The following is a 15,850-nucleotide window of genomic DNA, read 5'->3' on the forward strand; positions in this document are numbered from 1 at the left end:
ACGAGGGCGCACGGTTCGTTCAGCGTTGGGGCGCCGCCGAGTACTCCTGCTCGGGGCGTCCGGTGCTGCCGTAGCGCAGGCGCATGCGCACGGCGCCGCTCGAGACGAGGGCGGCGAGGTAGCGTTGGGCGGTGGCGCGGGAGACGCCGATGGCGGTGGCCACCTCACCAGCGGACAGCGGAACGCCCGCCTCGTGAATGCATTGCAGGACAAGATCTTTCGTGGGGGAGGACGCCACCGTGGCGGACGCGGTCGTGGTGGCGGCGGGACGCAGTGCGTGCAGCGCGGCGGCCACCCGGGTGTTGTCGATCTGCGGTGCGGCGAGGATGCGCCGGTAGCGGGCGTACGCGGCCAGCCGCGCGGCCAGTTCGGTGTGCGGAAAAGGCTTGATCAGATAGGCCAGCGCACCCGCCGCGATCGCCGCCCGCACCGCGTCGCTCTCCGTTGATGCGGTGAGCATCATGGCGTCGCAATGGATTTCGCGGACGAAATCGATGCCGGACCCATCCGGCAGGTAGACGTCCACCAGGGCGAGATCGATCGGTCCTGCCGCGACGAGTTCCCGCGCGGCGGCGAGGGTGTTGGCGGTGCCCGCCACGGTGAAGCCCGCGATGGACTCGACGATTCCGGCGTGCAGGTTGGCGACCCGGAAATCGTCGTCGACGACCAGGACGGTCAGAGCGGTTGTGGCCATGGCACCTCGCTGTCGGCGAGCACTCCGGGTATGCGGGCGATGAATTCGGCGCCGGTCAGCGGCGGCTGCCCGCCGCCGGGGCTGGACAGGCGCACGTCGCCGCCGTGGGCGCGCGCGATCTGGCGGATCAGCGCCAGCCCCACTCCGCGCCCGCCGGGTACGCCCTGGTCCGGGCGGGTCGAGATCCCCTCGGTGAACAGCGTGTCGACCAGCTCCGGCGCCACGCCGTCGCCGCTGTCGGCGACGGCGATGTGCAAGGTCGAATCCTCTTGTACCAGTTCGACTTCCACCTGACGGATCGGGCGGCCACGATCGCGGACGGCCTCCATCGCGTTGTCCAGCAGGTTGCCGAGGACGGTCGTCACGTCCACCGGATCGGCGAGGCTGCCCTCCACCCAGGTGTTGGGTCCGAGCACGAGTTCGACGCCGCTCTCCCTGGCGTGCGCCGCCTTGGCGGCCAGGAACGCCTGCAGGTACGCGTCGTGGATGGCGTCGATGCCCGGTGTCGCCGGGCCGAGCGGGCCGGCGCCGATCAGCTCGTCGATCGATCGGGACGCCTCCTCGACGCGTCTGCTGTGCAGAAGGCCGCTGATCAGGTGCATTTTGTTGGAGAATTCGTGCCGCTGGGCACGCAGCACCGTGCTCATCGACTGCACCGCGTCCAGCTGCCTGGTCAGCGACTCCACGTCGGTGCGGTCGCGCACGGTGAGCACCGCGCCGAGATCGCGCCCGTCCCGGCTGACCCGCCGCGCCGAGACGATCACGATATGCGAGCCGACCGTCGCGGAGGCGGGCTGTTCGTCCAGGTTGCGGAACGCCTCCAGCACCCGTGGGGTCAGCCCGATCTCGTCCACCGGTCGTCCGATGGCGGGTGCGATGCCGAGCAGCCTGCGCGCCTCGTCGTTGACGAAGGTCGTGCGCCAGGACGCGTCGACGGCGAGCACGCCGCCGCCGATGCCGTGCAGCACCGCGGCCTGGCCGCGCACCAGTTCGGCGAGCTCGTCCGGCTCCAGCCCCAGCGTCAGCCCGCGCCACCGCCGGGCGAGCAGGACCGAGCCCACGATGCCGACCAGCAGCGCCGCGCCGACCAGCGCGCCCGCGGTGCGCAGATCGTCCAGCAGTTGGTCGTGCACCGCGTCGGTGGAGATGCCGACGCTCACCGCGCCGACCACCTGCTCGGAGTCGGGGGCGCGTACAGGTACCTTCGCGCGTACCGAGTCGCCGAGCGTGCCGCGTGCCTCGGTGATCGTCTCCTGTCCGGCGAGCGCTTCGGACGGGTCGGTGCTGACGTGCTCGGCGAGCCGGGCGGGGTCCGGATGTGCGAGGCGGATGCCCGCGTCATCGACGATCACCACGAACAACGCCTGGTTTCGCAGGGTAGCGTCCACGGCCAGCCGCTCCAGGGGACCCGCGGCGAGTTCCTGGTATGTCGCGGGATCGTTGCTGGTCGTACCCGGTGCGTACCGGCCTACCTCCCGGCGCACCACCGGGTCGGCGGCGACCGTGCGCGCGATGGCCAGCGCGCGCTGCCCGTAGGTATCGCGTAACCGCTGATCGCTGAGGTAGCCGAACACCGCGAACGCGACACCGAGCGTCAGCGTGACGACCACGATCTGCAAGAGCAAAACCTGTGTCCGCAACCGCACGGCCCGCGAGCGCTCAGTGGCCATAGCCGCAGCATAGACCACATGGCACAGCGTGAGCAGAATGCGCCAAATCGGCGAATTCCGTGTATGTGGCGATTGTGCGCACAAGCTCCTGGTTGTGACGCGGGACACATACGGTGGTCTTATCCCGATCTCGAGCAGTGGGCAATGGCGCAATCACTCATCGAGTCGCGAAGCGCGACGAAGCACTTCTCCGGGCCGAACTGAATACTCACGCTGCATCATCCACCACCGATCCACTACACAGTCATGAGCGACACCATGAGTAAATGGAACAGCAATTCGGGGGATATCGAGCCGGCCGGTGACACGAGGGTTCGTCCGCTGATGTACGGCTATCTTCGCTTGGATTTACTGACGGCTTCGGAAGCCGCCCGGTGCGCTGCCCAGCTGGAGGCATTCGCTGGTGAGCACGGCTATGAGTTCGGGGCGGTATTCCATGAGCCGTCACCGCAGACCTGGTCGGTTCCGCAGGCGTTCGTCGAGCTCGTGCACGCGTGCCGCCGCTCGGGAGCGCAGATGGTCGTGACGCTCGCCGGTCATCTGTCCGGGATGGGGATGCCGCGCACCTGTCTCCTGGATTTCCTCACCGCCCGCGGCAATGCGCAGCTCATGGAATTGCCCGCATAACTTATGCCGCGCCTCTTGCCCTGCTCGATCCCGCGCGGCTTAGGGGAATTCGTCCGGCCGCGGCCGTTGGACACCCACGAGGTGTGAGCAGAACGCGCAAAACCGGCGAATCCCAGTGTTTCTGGAGGTTGTGCGCACAAGCTCCTCGATGTGACCCGGGACACGTACGGTCGCCCTATCCCGATCTCGCAGGAGTAGGAAGCAATGACGCAATCACTCATCGAGCTGCGGAGCGCGACCAAGCGCTTCCCCGGCACCGGCGGTGGAATCCACACCGCCGTGCGGAATTTGAACCTCGAGGTGCGCCCCGGCGAATTCGTCGCCGTCGTCGGCCCGACCGGATGCGGCAAGTCCACCACGCTCTCGCTGGTGTCCGGGCTGGAACCGGCCTCGGCCGGGCGGACGCTGGTGCGCGGCGAGGACGTCAACGGCATCCCGGACGGCATCGGCTACATGTTCCAGCAGGACGCGGTGCTGCCGTGGAAGAGCGTGCTGGACAACGTCGCGCTCGGTCCGCGCCTGCGCGGCGCGTCGAAAGCCGAGGCGCGCGAGAAGGCGTCGGCGTGGGTGCGCAAGGTCGGTTTGGCCGGGTTCGAGCGTTACTACCCGCACCAGCTGTCCGGCGGTATGCGCAAGCGCGTCGCGCTGGCGCAGACGCTGGTCAACGAGCCGGAGATCCTGCTGATGGACGAGCCGTTCAGCGCCCTGGACGTGCAGACCCGCCAGCTCATGCAGGACGAGCTGCTGCGGGTCTGGGCGGGCACCAACGCGGCGGTCATCTTCGTCACCCACGATCTGGAGGAGGCGATCGTGCTCGCCGACCGGGTGGTCGTCATGACCGCGAGCCCGGCCACCGTCTGCGGTGACTTCCCGGTCGGGCTCTCGCGGCCGCGCAGCGTCGAGGACGTGCGGCTGACCGCCGAGTTCCGCGACATCTACAAGGAAATCTGGGAAACGCTGCGCGACCAGGTCGAGGCAGCCCGGGCGAAGGGAGCCTCCCGTGTCGCATGACGTGCTGGTCGCCGACGCCGCCGCGACGCCGGTGGTGGAGAACGAGACCGAAGAGCAGATTCTGGCCAGAGTGCGGACGAACGCCCGCCGCGCCCGTCTGCGCACCTGGGGGCTGCGCGCTGCGCTGGTCGCCCTCTGGCTCGGCGCGTGGGAGCTCACCGCGACGGTGTGGATCGACCCGTTCTTCTACTCCAAGCCGTCGCTGATCTGGGCGCGGCTGGTCGAATGGTTCACCGAGGGCACCCAGTTCGGCTCGATCTGGCTGCAGATCTACACCACGGTGCAGGAAGCCGTGCTCGGCTTCGCCATCGGCACGGTGGCCGGTGTGGTGCTCGGCGTGCTGCTCGGCCGCAGCCGGTACTGGGCCGAGGTGCTCGCGCCGTTCATCAAGGCGCTCAACGCGGTTCCGCGCATCGTGCTCGCCTCGCTGTTCATCATCTGGTTCGGCCTCGGGCTGAGCTCGAAGGTGGCGACGGTGGTGGTGCTGGTGTTCTTCGCGGTGTTCTTCAACGCGTTCACCGGGGCGCGCGAGGTGGACGGCAACGTCATCAACAACGCCCGCATCCTCGGCGCCAGCCGCAGGCAGGTGCTGGTGTCGATCGTGCTGCCGAGCGCGACCACCTGGATCCTGTCCAGCCTGCACACCGCCTTCGGCTTCGCCCTGATCGGCGCCGTGGTGGGCGAATACGCGGGCGCGAGCAAAGGTTTGGGACTGCTGATCAGCAACGCGCAGGGCACCTTCGACTCGGCGGGCATCTACGCGGGCATGATCATCATCACCGTGATCGCGCTGATCGCGGAGTGGGGCATCGGCATGGCGGAGAACCGGTTGCTGAAATGGCGGCCGTCGCAGGCGACGTCGAACCACGGGATCTGATCATGACGCATCGCAAGCATTGGGCGCTCGTCGTCGTCGCGATCGCGGCGCTGCTGCTGACCACCGGATGCCGGGACTCCCGCACCATTCCGATGGCCGACGGCCGCCCGCAGATCACGATCATGGTGGGCGGGCTGGAGAAGGTGATCTACCTGCCCGCCATGCTCACCCAGCAGCTGGGCTTCTTCCACAGCAACGACATCGACGTGAAGCTGCTCGGCGAGCAGTCCGGCGCCAACGCCGAAACCGCGTTGCTCACCGGTGACGTGCAGGGCGTGGTCGGGTTCTACGACCACACCATCGACTTGCAGGCCAAAGACCAGTGCATCCGCTCGGTGGTGCAGATGTCGGACGTGCCGGGCGAGGTCGAACTGGTGTCGAAGGCCGACGCGGCCGCCATCACCTCGGTCGCCGATCTGCGCGGCAGGAAGCTCGGCGTGACCTCGCTCGGTTCCTCGACCGACTTCCTCACCCAGGCGCTCACCGGCCAGGAGGGCATGACCACCGCCGACTACACCCGGGTGAAAGTCGGTGCGGGCCAGACGTTCATCGCGGGCATGAACCACGACGGCATCGACGCGGGCATGACCACCGACCCGACCGTGGCGCAGATGGTGAACTCCGGCGAGGCACGGATCCTGGTCGACATGCGCACCGAGGCGGGGACGAGGGCCGCCCTCGGCGGGCTGTATCCGGCGACCTCGCTGTACATGAGCTGCGCGACCATCGACGCCCACCCGGAGATCGTGCGCAAACTCGCCGCCGCGTTCGTGCAGACGCTGCAATGGATCAAGACGCACACCCCGGAGGAGATCGCGGCGAAGATGCCCCCGCAGTACGCCAGCGCGGGCAAGGACCTCTACGTCCAGTCGATCCGCGACTCGATCGGCATGTTCAACGGCGACGGCCTGATGAAACCGGAAGGCGCACAGAACGTGCTGGACATCCTCGGGAAGTACTCGAAGAATGTGCGTCCCGTGCGCGACCGCATCGACCTGTCCAAGACCTACACCACGCAGTTCGTGGAGGAGGCGTTGCGCGCGCCGCGACAGTAGCGCGCCGCAGCGGAACCCGATGGCCGGGCGACTGTGATCCAGTCCGCCCGGTCATCGGTGTGCCCTAGGACGAGTCGATGTGAGCGGCCATCGTGCCACCGGAAACCTCACGGCCCGGGTAGGGCTAGACCACCACCAGCCGCACAGCAGGATCGAGCGCGGTCGAGTCGTCCGGGTCGGAGGTGACGACACGATCACCGCATGGACCTGCCCGAGACCTGTACCACGAACGCAATGCCAGTAGGCGCGGGTGCATGGACTCTATGGCGTAGCATGTCTGGATCTGTGGGGCACCTGTCCTTGCCGACATGGCCCGCTGCCTCGAGACTGGGTTCATGCAGGCAGGTGGTGACGTCGTGGTCGCGGTGTCGGACGGTGTGCTGATGCTCGACGTCGCCGGGCCGGTGCAGGTGCTGCATTGGGCTGGGCACCGGATCCGGTTCGCCTCGCCGGACGGCGCGGCCGTGCGCACCGACGTGGGAGTGCCGCTGGGGGTCGATGGTGCGCTCAGCGAATTGGGCGGAACGATCGAAACCCTGTTGGTGCCGGGGTACGCGCCCGAAGATCGTGTTCCGGACGCACTCGTGGACGCGGTGCGCGCGATCGGCGGCGCCGCTCGCCGGGTGGCGTCGGTGTGCACGGGTGCGTTCGTGCTCGCGGAAGCGGGACTGCTCGACGGTCGGCGCGCCACCACGCACTGGCTGGCCTGCGCCGAACTCGCCCAGCGGTTTCCGCGCGTCCAGGTCGACGCCGACGCCATCTATGTGCGGGACGGCCCGATCATCACGTCGGCGGGCGTCACCGCGGGCATCGACATGGCCTTGGCGCTCGTCGAGGAGCAGCACGGGGCCGAACTCGCGCGCAATTTGGCCAAGCACCTCGTCGTATTCCTGCACCGGCCGGGTGGGCAGTCGCAGTTCAGCGTGCGTACCAGCATCCCGACCCCGCGCGCCGGCGGTCTGCGCCAGGTGGTGGACGCGGTGATCGCCGACCTGTGCGCGGACCACAGCCTGGCGGCGATGGCGGCCCGCGCCGCGTTGAGCGAGCGTCATTTGAGCCGGTTGTTCCAGCAGGAAATCGGCATGACGCCGGGGCGCTATGTCAAACAAGCCCGGCTCGAGGCCGCGCAGGCGCTGCTCGAATCCGGTGATGAGCCGATGGCGGTGGTCGCCCGCCGCTGCGGGTTCGGCTCCGAGGAGACGATGCGCCGGACTTTCGTCGAATCGCTCGGCACGTCGCCGAGCGACTACCGCAGGCGTTTCCGCGCGCCCGCGCGCTGATCGCACCACTCACCAGGGAGTCGACCATGTCGATATCACGCCGTGCCGCGCTGGGCGCTGGCTTTGCTGCGAGCGCATTCACTGTCACTGCGAAAATAGCTACGGCACAACAGCTTTCGTTGAGCATTCCAGTCGCGGCCGTGGCGGGCAAGGTTGGCGAACTGATCACCACCCGGCTTTCGCCACTCTTGCGCAACCACAGCATGCGCGGCTTCCTCTTCGGACGCGCCCTCGCCGAACAGCAGGGCATCCGGCCCGGTGTCGACTATGACGAGGAGACCATGTACCTCATCTGCGCGCTGCACGACATCGGCTTGGCCGACATCGCCAACGGCGACCAGAAATTCGAGATTGATGGCGCCGACTTCGCCGCGCGATTCCTGGAGGACAACGGTGTCACCGATGCCAGGGTGGACACGATCTGGGACGCGATCGCCGCGCACACCGCGGGCTTCACCGACTCGCCGGTGTGGCGCCGCCGCAGGCCGCCGGAAACCTGGATCGCCGTGGACGGCATCGGTCTCGACATCGGTGGCGCGCCGACCGATTTGCCGCCCGGCTTCGCCGACCTGGTGCACCGCGCGTATCCGCGGCTGGGCGGCAGCCGCGCGCTCGGTGACGTCCTGGAAGCGCAAGCCCTGGCGAAGCCGCAGAAAGCGCCGCCAGGGAGCTTGGCCGGTGTCATCCTGCGGCAGCGCCACCCCGAGCTGCCGTCGTTGACCTGGGAGGGGATTCTGGCGCAGAGCGGCTGGGGCGACTGAGCGCATCGTTTATGCCGAAAACACCTGTGCAACAAAGGTTGTTGTGGGCGTCCGCAGGACGCCCACCAGCGCCGGTTCAGCCGTTGGCCGCTGCCGCCTCGGCCGCGTTGAGTTCGGCCTTCCACTCCCGGAAGCCTTCCTCGGTGCGGCCGAGACGCCAATAGCCGGAGATCGACGACGCCCACTCGGCGGGAACTCCGCGCTCGTTGCGCACATAGCGGCGCAGGTCCTGCATGACCGACTTGGCCTCGCCGTGAATGAACACCTGCACCTGCCCTTGCGCCCAGGGCGCCTGGCGGACGGTCTCGGCGAGCAGCTCACCGGGCGGGCGGACGCCGCGATGCAGCCAGGTCAACTCGACGCCGTCCGGCTTCTTCAGCGGCAGTTCGTCGTCCGGACCGGCGACCTCGACGAACGCGAACCCGGTCGCGTCGCCCGGCATCGCCTCGAGCGCGGCCGCGATCGCGGGCAGCGCCGCCTCGTCACCGGCCAGCAGGTGCCAGTCGGCGTCCGGGCGGGGCGAGTACGCGCCGCCCGGACCGTACAGGTCGATGGTGTCGCCCGGCTGGACGGCGGCCGCCCACGGTCCCGCGATTCCCTCCGCGCCGTGGAAGACGAAATCCACGGCGATCTCCCGGGCGACCGGGTCCACCGAGCGGACGGTGTAGGTGCGCAACACCTCGATCCCGTCGCGCGGGAATATGAACTTCACATACGAGTCGGTGTGTTCGCTGGGCCGGAACGCGTCGAAGCCGGGGCCGCCGAGATGGACCCGGATCAGATGCGGGGTCAGCCACTCGGTGCGTTGCACGGTGAGGGTGGTGCGAGGGCGGGCCAAGAGAACCTCCGAAAAGAAAGTAATTAGGATTGCCTTACTAACTTACCCGCGTTCGGCTCACGCTGCGGGCAACCGCTGACGGCGCGCCGCTGGGCAGCGAGGATGACGAGCATGACGCAGTTCGTGCCGACACCGACCCATGCCGTGCAGCAGCGCTACCGCGATTCCGAGCCGGTCGAGCCCCCGCAGTGGAACCAGGTGCTGCAGGTGCTGCACGAGCATCGCTCGGTGCGCCGCTACCTGCCCGACCCGGTGCCCGACGCCACGCTGCGCCTGCTGAGCTCCGCGGCGCAGTCCGCGCCGACCTCGTCGAATCTGCAGGTCTGGAGCGTCATCGCGGTGCGCGACCCGCGACGCAAGGCCCGCTTGGCCGCGCTCGCCGGCGATCAGGCCCATATCGTGCAGGCGCCGGTGCTGCTGGTGTGGACGGCCGATTTCGCGCGACTGCGCCAGCTCGCCGACGACCGCGGCGCGCCGCTGGACGGCGCGGACTATCTCGAGTCGAGCTATGTCGGCTTCATCGATGCCGCACTCGCGGCGCAGAACGCGGTGGTCGCCGCGGAATCCCTCGGGCTCGGCACCGTCTACATCGGCGCGCTGCGCAACAAGCCGGAGGAGGTCGCGGCCGAGCTGGCCTTGCCGCCCCAGGTGTTCGCCGTCTTCGGCTTGGTGGTCGGTCATCCCGATCCCGCCGAGGACACCCGGGTGAAGCCCCGTCTGCCGCAGGCGGCCGTCCTGCACCGGGAGACCTACGATCTGGCAGCCCAGCGTGCGCATGTGGCCGAGTACGAGGCCCGGATCGCGGAATTCTATGCCGAGCAACAACTCTCGCACTCCTGGACCGAACGCGTGCTGGCCCGGCTCGCGTCGGCGGCCAGCCTCAACGGCAGGCACCGGCTGCGCGAATCGCTGACCAACCACGGCTTCCGGCTGCACTGATCCAGTTCTTACGCGGCGACCTTCTCCTTGATCAATTCGAAGGAACGGGCGCGATCGTCGATGTCGTAGACCAGTGTGTTGATCATCAGCTCGTCGGCCTCGGTGCGCCGCAGCAGGTCGGTGAGCTGAGCGCGCACCGTCTCCGGCGAGCCGAGCAGTTGCCCGGCCCTGCGCTGTCGGATGAACGCGCGCTCGTGCTCCGACGGTTCGAACGCGGCGGCCTCCTCCGGCGTCGCCAGAGCCTGCGGTGTGCCGCGGATCAGATTCAGGAACGCCAGGTCGCGGGGTCGGGCGAGGGTTTCGGCGCGCTCGTCGGTATCGGCGCAGATGGCGGCGACCGCCACCATCGCGTGCGGGCGCGGCAACCGGTCCGAGGGCCGGAAATGCTCGCGGTACAGCGCCAGCGCGGGCTCGGTGTTATCGGGGGCGATGTGGTGGGCGAAGGCGAACGGCAGGCCCAGTACGGCCGCGACCTGCGCGCTGTAGCCGCTGGAGCCGAGCAGCCAGATCTCCGGCTCCTCGCCGCGGCCCGGCGTCGCGGCGATGCCACCGGGATCAGCGCCGCTGAAGTAGCCCAGCAAAGCGGCCAGTTCCTGGGGGAACGACTCCGCCGACAACCCGTTCTCGGTCCGCCGCAGCGCGCGGGCGGTCGCCTGGTCGGTCCCCGGCGCGCGTCCGATGCCCAGGTCGACGCGTCCCGGGTGCAGCGCGTGCAGGGTTCCGAACTGCTCGGCGACCACCAGCGGAGCGTGGTTGGGCAGCATCACCCCGCCGGAACCGACCCGGATGGTCGAGGTGGCGGCCGCCAAGTGGGCGAGCAGCACGCTAGGCGCCGAACTGGCGATGCCCGGCATGTTGTGGTGTTCGGCGACCCAGAACCGGTGATACCCCGAAGCCTCGGTGCGCCGCGCCAACTCGGTGGTCGCGTCGAGCCCCTCGCCGACGGTGCGGCCGGACTGCACCGGCGCGAGATCCAGTACGGACAACGGGACGTCGATCATGGGTCTCCTCCAGAGTGCCGATGCCCACTCCCAACGCCCCGCGTGTCCGGTCTATTTCGCGGCCGCCTCAGCCGCGCGCGATCGCGCGGAACACCTCGACGGTCTCCTGCTCGTCCTGCGTGGTCCCGTGGTCGCTGAGCTTGACGATGACCGTGCCGCTGGGCGGGTCGACATAGACGTACTGTCCGTACACCCCGACGGCGGTGAGGTCGGCGCCGTCCCCGCCGGTCGGATGCCACCACTGCGCGCTGTAACGCCACTCGCCGACCTGGTGCGGAGCCGGGGTGCGGATGCGCTCGATCCACGCGGGCGGCACGATCTGCGCATCGCCCGCGCGTCCGCCGTCCAGCACCAGCTGGCCGATCTTGGCGAAATCGCGAGCGGTGGCGTTCAGGCAGCAGAACGCTTTCTCCTGCCCGCCCGCGCGGTCGAGGTTCCATAGCGCGTCGTCCTGCGCGCCGATCGGACCCCAGATGTCGCGCTGCAACACCTCACCCAGCGGCATCCTCTCGACTTTCGCCACCGCCATGCCGAGCAGTTGGGTGTCCACACTGCGGTACTGGCCCGCACTGCCGGGCTCGAATCGAAGGCCCCGGTGCTCGCGGACGAATCCGGCCAGGTCCTCGGTGAGATACATGCGGGCGGTGCCGGTCAGCGGCAGGTATTTGTTGTAGTTCTCCGAGACGTCGACGCCGGAGGCCATGTCCAGCAGATCGCGGATGGTGACGCGGTCGTAGGGGCCGCCGGTGGCCAGCTCGGGCAGGAGGTCCACCAGGCGATCGTCTTCGCGGAGCTTCCCGGCATCGATGGCCCGGCCCGTGAGCAACGACACGATCGACTTCGCCACCGACCACGAGGACTGACGCGTGGTCGCCGCGACGCCGTCGCGATACCACTCGTGGGTCAGGGCGCCGCCGCGCAGAACCAGGAACGAATTGGTGTGCGTGATGCGGAGGAAGTCGCCGACCGAGACCTGCGCGCCCTTCCACGGGATCCGCTCCGGCAGCGGACGCGTCGCGAGCGGCAGGGGACGCGGTGTGGCGGAAGCGGCCACCGTCCTGCTCTCGAACAGCGCGCCCTGGGTGGAGGGCGGGTCGACCATGAGGTTCAGCAAGGTCGGCGGCGCGGGAATGCGCAGGACATTCGTCGTCGCGAACGCCGCGCCTACGAGGACGGCGAGGACCGCGATCACGGCGACGACAATGCGGAGGGCGTAGCGACGCGGTCGCGGCCGCCGCGTGGGTTGTTCAGTCATGACAGGTTCTCATCGGTATCGCACCGATGATGGCATGCGGAATGTCCGATCCGGTAGAAATCCGCCGCCCGGCAGCAGGGCGCCTCCGCGCGGCGCGGTAGCGTGACGGGCTGATTCATGCCGAACCCGCGATGCTCCGAGAACGTGTTCGGCGCGGCGACCGACGACCGCGTCGCCGCTCAGCGAGGGGAAGGACCGCCGCATGACAACTTCCGACCGTCATCGTCCGGACGCGGGACCGCTCGACCCGGCCGACCGCGGCGACTCGGAAGGCTACGCACGGGGCCTGAACCCGCGCACCATCCAGATGATCGCCATCGGCGGCGCGATCGGCACCGGCCTGTTCTACGGCGCAGGCGGTGCCATCGAGCAGGCCGGTCCCGGGCTGATCCTGGCCTACCTGGCCGCTGGCCTGGCCATCTTCGTGATCATGCGTGCGCTCGGCGAACTGCTGACCTACCGCCCGATCTCGGGCAGCTTCGCGGAGTACGCCCACGAATTCCTCGGCCGCTTCGCGGGTTTCGTGACCGGCTGGTCGTACTGGGCGGTGTGGGTGGCCACCTGCATGGCCGAGATCACCGTGGCGGGCAAGTACGTGGAGTACTGGTTCGACATCGCACCGTGGATCACCGCGCTGGTCGTGCTCGCGGTGATGTTCGCGGCCAACCTGATCTCCGTGCGGCTGTTCGGCGAGGGCGAGTTCTGGTTCTCCACCATCAAGGTCACCGCGATCGTCGGCATGATCCTGCTCGGCATCGGTGTGCTGCTGTTCGGATTCGGCCACGCGGCCGACCCGACCGTCACCAACCTGTGGGCCGACGGCGGCGTGTTCCCCAACGGCATCGGCCAGTCGCTGCTGGTGCTGCAGATCGTGCTGTTCGCCTATGTCGGTGTCGAACTGGTCGGCGTCACCGCGGGGGAAGCGCGCGAGCCGCGCAAGACCTTGCGTAAGGCGATCAACACGCTGCCGTTCCGGATCGGCTTGTTCTATGTCGGTGCGCTGGTGGTGATCATGTCGGTGTCCAGTTGGCGTAACTTCCACGCGGGCAAGAGCCCGTTCGTGGAGGTGTTCGAGCAGATCGGCATTCCCGGCGCGGCAGGCATCGTCAACTTCGTGCTGCTCACCGCGGCGCTGTCGTCGTGCAACTCGGGCATCTACTCGACCGGCCGCATGCTGCGCACCCTGTCACTGCACGGCGAGGCGCCCGCCCGGCTCAGCAAACTGAGCCCGAACGCGGTGCCCTACGCCGGCATCACCGCGTCGGCGGCGGCGATGGTGATCGGCGTGATCGTCAACGTCATCTCCCCGGACAAGGCGTTCGCCTACATCACCTCGGTGTCGACGATCGGCATCATCTTCGTCTGGGGTGTCATCCTGGTGTGCCATCTGCTCTACCGCGCCAAAGTCGCCCGCGGGGAGCTGCCCGCGAGCGACTACCGGCTTCCCGCCGCGCCCTACACCACGGTGCTGGCGCTGGCGTTCCTCGGTTTGGTCGTGGTGCTGCTTCTGTTCACCGAGAGCGGCCGCACCGCTGTCGTCGTCGGCGTCGTGTGGGCGGTGCTGGTGTCGGGCGGCTATCTTCTGCTCGACAAGCTCGGCAAGTCCAGCGCGACAAGCGAATCCGTGGTGCGCTAGACCCCGCTACACCGTGAGGAACAGCGCGGTGGCGCCGATCGCCTCCACTCCGAAGTAGAACCAGTTGGGATAGAAGGCCGTTCGCTCGTCGAGCATGGCGGAGACGACTCGGCCGAGAGCCATGCCCGCGAGGGCGGCGCCGACGGCGACCATGATCCCGGTGCGCAGTGATCCGAGGTCCACCGCGGCCACGGCGAGCACGGCCGCCATCGCCACGCCGAACCCGCCGTATACGGCGCGCACCTCATAGCGTGCCGGTGGTTCGGTGAGCTGGACGCCGAACGGCCGGATCAGCGCGGCGGGCGCACCCAGCGCGTAGCCGCCCATTCCCAGAAAGCACACCCCGATGATCGCGCAGACTGCTATCGCCACTGTTTCCTCCAAGTCCGGTTCGGTCAGGAAGCCCAGCATGCTTCGGAGGGTATCGGGCGAACTTCCGAAAACCGGCTAACTTCGCGCGTCAGTCGCTCGACGAGCGGCTCGGCATCATGGCCGACGCGAGCACCATCACCACCGCCATCGCCGCGATGGTGCCGAAAACCAGGTGCACCGCCGAGGCGAGCGCCGCGGGCTGCGGGTGATCGGCGTGACCCACCCTGGCGTTCACGATCGCCCCGAACACCGCCACGCCCACCGCGCTGCCGATCGACCGGGCGAACATATTGGCCGAGGTGACCACGCCGCGCTCGGTCCATTCGGCGCTGGTCTGCGCCGCGATCAAGGTCGGCGTGGCGACCAGGCCCATGCCGGTGCCGATCACGAAACAGGATGCGGCGACCTGCCACAGCGTCGAGTCCTGCGTGATCAGCAGCGTGCTGGCGGCTCCGAGCGCGGCCAGTCCGCTGCCGATCAGGGCGCTCGTGCGAAAGCCCACGCGCAGGTACACCTTCCCGGCCTGCGAGGCGGCCAGCGGCCACCCGAGGGTGAGCGCGCCCACCGTGAGCCCCGCGACGAGCGCGCCGGTGCCGAGCACGCCCTGGGTGAACGTCGGGACATAGGAGGTCAACCCGAGCAAAACCGCTCCGATCAGCACGGACACCAGGCTGCTGGCGATCACCACGCGGCGGGTGAACACCCACAGCGGAAGGATCGGATTCTCCGCGCCGCGCTCCACCAGCCCGAACAGCACGAGCACGAGCACGCCGCCGCCGAAGATCCCGATGCTGGTGGGGGAGGACCACGCCCACGCCTGACCGCCCTCGAGCAGTCCGAGGATCAGCGCGCCCGCCCCGAGGGTGAGCAGGGCCGCGCCGAGGTAGTCGACGCGCTGCGTGCGCCGCGGCGCGCTCTCGGTGAAGCTGCGCACCAGCATCCAGCAGGCGAGCGCGGCGAGCGGAAGGTTGATCAGGAAGATCCAGCGCCAGCTGACGTATTCGGCGAACAGGCCGCCCAGCAGCGGACCCGCCACGCTCGACATGGCCCACACGCTGGCCAGATAGCCCTGCACCCTGGCGCGCTCGGACAGCGTGTACAGGTCACCGGCGATGGTCATCGTCATCGGCTGGATCGCACCGGCGCCGATGCCCTGCACGGCGCGGAACACGATCAGCGCGAGCATGCTGGTCGCCACCCCGCACAGCAGCGAACCCACCGCGAACATCGCGATCCCGAACAGGATCACCGGTTTACGGCCGACGGTGTCGGCGAGCTTGCCGTAGATCGGCACCGTCACCGCTTGCGCCAGCAGGTAGACCGAGAACAGCCAGGGGAATTGCGCGAAACCACCGAGACTGTCGGTGATGGTCAGTACCGCCGTGGCGATGACCGTGGAATCGAGCGCGACCAGCCCGGTTGCCAGCATCAGCGAGCCGAGGATGGCGCCCCGTTCGGAGCGGAGCCCGACAGAAGCCGTCACAGTCTCGGTCGCCACCGTGGCCCCTCTCGTTCGCTTCTCTAATCACCTCGGACGACCGTATCCGCTCTCCAGTTATTCCCGCATGGAATTTTTCGTGCCGCGGCGGGGAAGGGCGGGCTGCTCACCGAGGCGGCGTTTCGGTGAGCAGCCCGGTCGGTGCACCGGCTTGCTGCCGTATCCCGCAGCAGGCCGGTGCCCCGCTCATCGGGGCTGGTCGGCCCCGGTTCGTGGCGGACGCGCGTCGAGGAAAGCCACTTCCTCGTCGGTGAGCAGCCGCGACCGGATCAGGAAGCGCACGCCTTCGGGCGCTTCCAGGGAGAACCCGCTGCCGCGTCCCGGCACCACGTCGAC

At 68.8% G+C, this 15,850-nt stretch carries 16 protein-coding genes; 8 read left to right on the plus strand and 8 right to left on the minus strand.

The window, feature by feature from the left end; all coding sequences use genetic code 11:
* Nucleotides 1–19: 19 nt before the first annotated feature.
* A complete protein-coding gene (locus tag ON34_RS33185) occupies nucleotides 20–694 on the minus strand; it encodes a response regulator transcription factor (RefSeq protein WP_040787323.1) in 675 nt (224 codons plus the stop codon).
* Entirely contained in the window at nucleotides 676–2,364 is a 1,689-nt protein-coding gene (locus ON34_RS33190; RefSeq protein WP_174372100.1) for an ATP-binding protein, read from the minus strand. Before ON34_RS33190 ends, ON34_RS33185 begins: the two co-directional genes overlap by 19 nt.
* Before the next feature lie 246 nt (nucleotides 2,365–2,610).
* Between ON34_RS33190 and ON34_RS33195 the strand changes: the two genes are divergently transcribed.
* The 6 genes from ON34_RS33195 (at nucleotide 2,611) to ON34_RS33220 (ending at nucleotide 7,975) form a co-directional block, all read left to right on the plus strand.
* Nucleotides 2,611–2,991, plus strand: a complete 381-nt coding sequence (locus ON34_RS33195; protein WP_040787325.1) for a hypothetical protein — start codon at nucleotides 2,611–2,613, stop codon at nucleotides 2,989–2,991.
* A 204-nt stretch (nucleotides 2,992–3,195) separates the two neighbouring features.
* Nucleotides 3,196–4,002 (plus strand): ABC transporter ATP-binding protein, encoded by an 807-nt coding sequence (locus ON34_RS33200; RefSeq protein WP_040787327.1) that lies wholly within the window; start codon nucleotides 3,196–3,198, stop codon nucleotides 4,000–4,002.
* Nucleotides 3,992–4,879: an ABC transporter permease gene (locus ON34_RS33205; RefSeq protein WP_040787329.1), complete on the plus strand. Its 888-nt coding sequence runs from the start codon at nucleotides 3,992–3,994 to the stop codon at nucleotides 4,877–4,879. Before ON34_RS33200 ends, ON34_RS33205 begins: the two co-directional genes overlap by 11 nt.
* 2 nt (nucleotides 4,880–4,881) lie before the next feature.
* Nucleotides 4,882–5,934 carry an ABC transporter substrate-binding protein gene (locus ON34_RS33210; protein WP_040787505.1) on the plus strand — a complete coding sequence of 351 codons (1,053 nt, stop codon included), beginning with the start codon at nucleotides 4,882–4,884 and terminating at the stop codon, nucleotides 5,932–5,934.
* Nucleotides 5,935–6,269: 335 nt separating this feature from the next.
* Nucleotides 6,270–7,214, plus strand: coding sequence for a GlxA family transcriptional regulator (locus tag ON34_RS33215; protein WP_040787509.1), 945 nt, complete (start codon nucleotides 6,270–6,272; stop codon nucleotides 7,212–7,214).
* A gap of 140 nt (nucleotides 7,215–7,354) precedes the next feature.
* Complete coding sequence (locus ON34_RS33220; RefSeq protein WP_245548312.1) at nucleotides 7,355–7,975, plus strand: HD domain-containing protein; 621 nt, start codon at nucleotides 7,355–7,357, stop codon at nucleotides 7,973–7,975.
* A gap of 76 nt (nucleotides 7,976–8,051) precedes the next feature.
* Here the strand turns inward: ON34_RS33220 and ON34_RS33225 are convergent, their stop codons facing one another.
* Entirely contained in the window at nucleotides 8,052–8,813 is a 762-nt protein-coding gene (locus ON34_RS33225) for a siderophore-interacting protein (RefSeq protein WP_040787333.1), read from the minus strand.
* Between the two features lie 111 nt (nucleotides 8,814–8,924).
* On the opposite strand from ON34_RS33225, the gene ON34_RS33230 reads away from it, so the two are divergent.
* Complete coding sequence (locus ON34_RS33230; RefSeq protein WP_040787335.1) at nucleotides 8,925–9,752, plus strand: NADPH-dependent oxidoreductase; 828 nt, start codon at nucleotides 8,925–8,927, stop codon at nucleotides 9,750–9,752.
* Between the two features lie 8 nt (nucleotides 9,753–9,760).
* Here the strand turns inward: ON34_RS33230 and ON34_RS33235 are convergent, their stop codons facing one another.
* Both ON34_RS33235 and ON34_RS33240 read right to left on the minus strand, forming a co-directional pair.
* Entirely contained in the window at nucleotides 9,761–10,753 is a 993-nt protein-coding gene (locus ON34_RS33235) for an LLM class flavin-dependent oxidoreductase (protein WP_040787338.1), read from the minus strand.
* A 67-nt stretch (nucleotides 10,754–10,820) separates the two neighbouring features.
* The gene (locus ON34_RS33240; RefSeq protein WP_040787340.1) at nucleotides 10,821–12,008 is read right to left on the minus strand and encodes a serine hydrolase domain-containing protein; all 1,188 of its coding nucleotides are present in this window, start codon (nucleotides 12,006–12,008) and stop codon (nucleotides 10,821–10,823) included.
* 202 nt (nucleotides 12,009–12,210) lie between these two features.
* Here ON34_RS33240 and ON34_RS33245 point away from each other — a divergent pair, with 202 nt between their 5' ends.
* Nucleotides 12,211–13,644, plus strand: coding sequence for an amino acid permease (locus ON34_RS33245; protein ID WP_040787343.1), 1,434 nt, complete (start codon nucleotides 12,211–12,213; stop codon nucleotides 13,642–13,644).
* A 6-nt stretch (nucleotides 13,645–13,650) separates the two neighbouring features.
* On the opposite strand, the gene ON34_RS33250 is transcribed toward ON34_RS33245, so the two are convergent.
* The 3 genes from ON34_RS33250 to ON34_RS33260 all read right to left on the minus strand — a co-directional run.
* Nucleotides 13,651–14,055: a DUF4345 family protein gene (locus ON34_RS33250; RefSeq protein WP_085997185.1), complete on the minus strand. Its 405-nt coding sequence runs from the start codon at nucleotides 14,053–14,055 to the stop codon at nucleotides 13,651–13,653.
* Between the two features lie 49 nt (nucleotides 14,056–14,104).
* The gene (locus tag ON34_RS33255; RefSeq protein WP_040787344.1) at nucleotides 14,105–15,514 is read right to left on the minus strand and encodes an MDR family MFS transporter; all 1,410 of its coding nucleotides are present in this window, start codon (nucleotides 15,512–15,514) and stop codon (nucleotides 14,105–14,107) included.
* A gap of 186 nt (nucleotides 15,515–15,700) precedes the next feature.
* Nucleotides 15,701–15,850, minus strand: a 150-nt coding sequence (locus ON34_RS33260) for a DUF779 domain-containing protein (protein ID WP_157172590.1), incomplete at its 5' end; no start/stop codon positions are given.

Origin of the sequence: Nocardia pneumoniae NBRC 100136 (assembly GCF_000308755.1) — a bacterium.
Taxonomy (GTDB): domain Bacteria; phylum Actinomycetota; class Actinomycetes; order Mycobacteriales; family Mycobacteriaceae; genus Nocardia; species Nocardia pneumoniae.

Excerpts from the sequence above, each read along its gene's own strand:
- ON34_RS33185 (WP_040787323.1), bottom strand. The coding sequence starts at position 694 with ATGGCCACAACCGCTCTGACCGTCCTGGTCGTCGACGACGATTTCCGG.
- ON34_RS33215 (WP_040787509.1), top strand. The coding sequence starts at position 6,270 with ATGCAGGCAGGTGGTGACGTCGTGGTCGCGGTGTCGGACGGTGTGCTG.
- ON34_RS33200 (WP_040787327.1), top strand. The coding sequence starts at position 3,196 with ATGACGCAATCACTCATCGAGCTGCGGAGCGCGACCAAGCGCTTCCCC.
- ON34_RS33195 (WP_040787325.1), top strand. The coding sequence starts at position 2,611 with ATGAGCGACACCATGAGTAAATGGAACAGCAATTCGGGGGATATCGAG.
- ON34_RS33230 (WP_040787335.1), top strand. The coding sequence starts at position 8,925 with ATGACGCAGTTCGTGCCGACACCGACCCATGCCGTGCAGCAGCGCTAC.
- ON34_RS33190 (WP_174372100.1), bottom strand. The coding sequence starts at position 2,364 with ATGGCCACTGAGCGCTCGCGGGCCGTGCGGTTGCGGACACAGGTTTTG.
- ON34_RS33250 (WP_085997185.1), bottom strand. The coding sequence starts at position 14,055 with ATGCTGGGCTTCCTGACCGAACCGGACTTGGAGGAAACAGTGGCGATA.
- ON34_RS33210 (WP_040787505.1), top strand. The coding sequence starts at position 4,882 with ATGACGCATCGCAAGCATTGGGCGCTCGTCGTCGTCGCGATCGCGGCG.
- ON34_RS33245 (WP_040787343.1), top strand. The coding sequence starts at position 12,211 with ATGACAACTTCCGACCGTCATCGTCCGGACGCGGGACCGCTCGACCCG.
- ON34_RS33240 (WP_040787340.1), bottom strand. The coding sequence starts at position 12,008 with ATGACTGAACAACCCACGCGGCGGCCGCGACCGCGTCGCTACGCCCTC.
- ON34_RS33235 (WP_040787338.1), bottom strand. The coding sequence starts at position 10,753 with ATGATCGACGTCCCGTTGTCCGTACTGGATCTCGCGCCGGTGCAGTCC.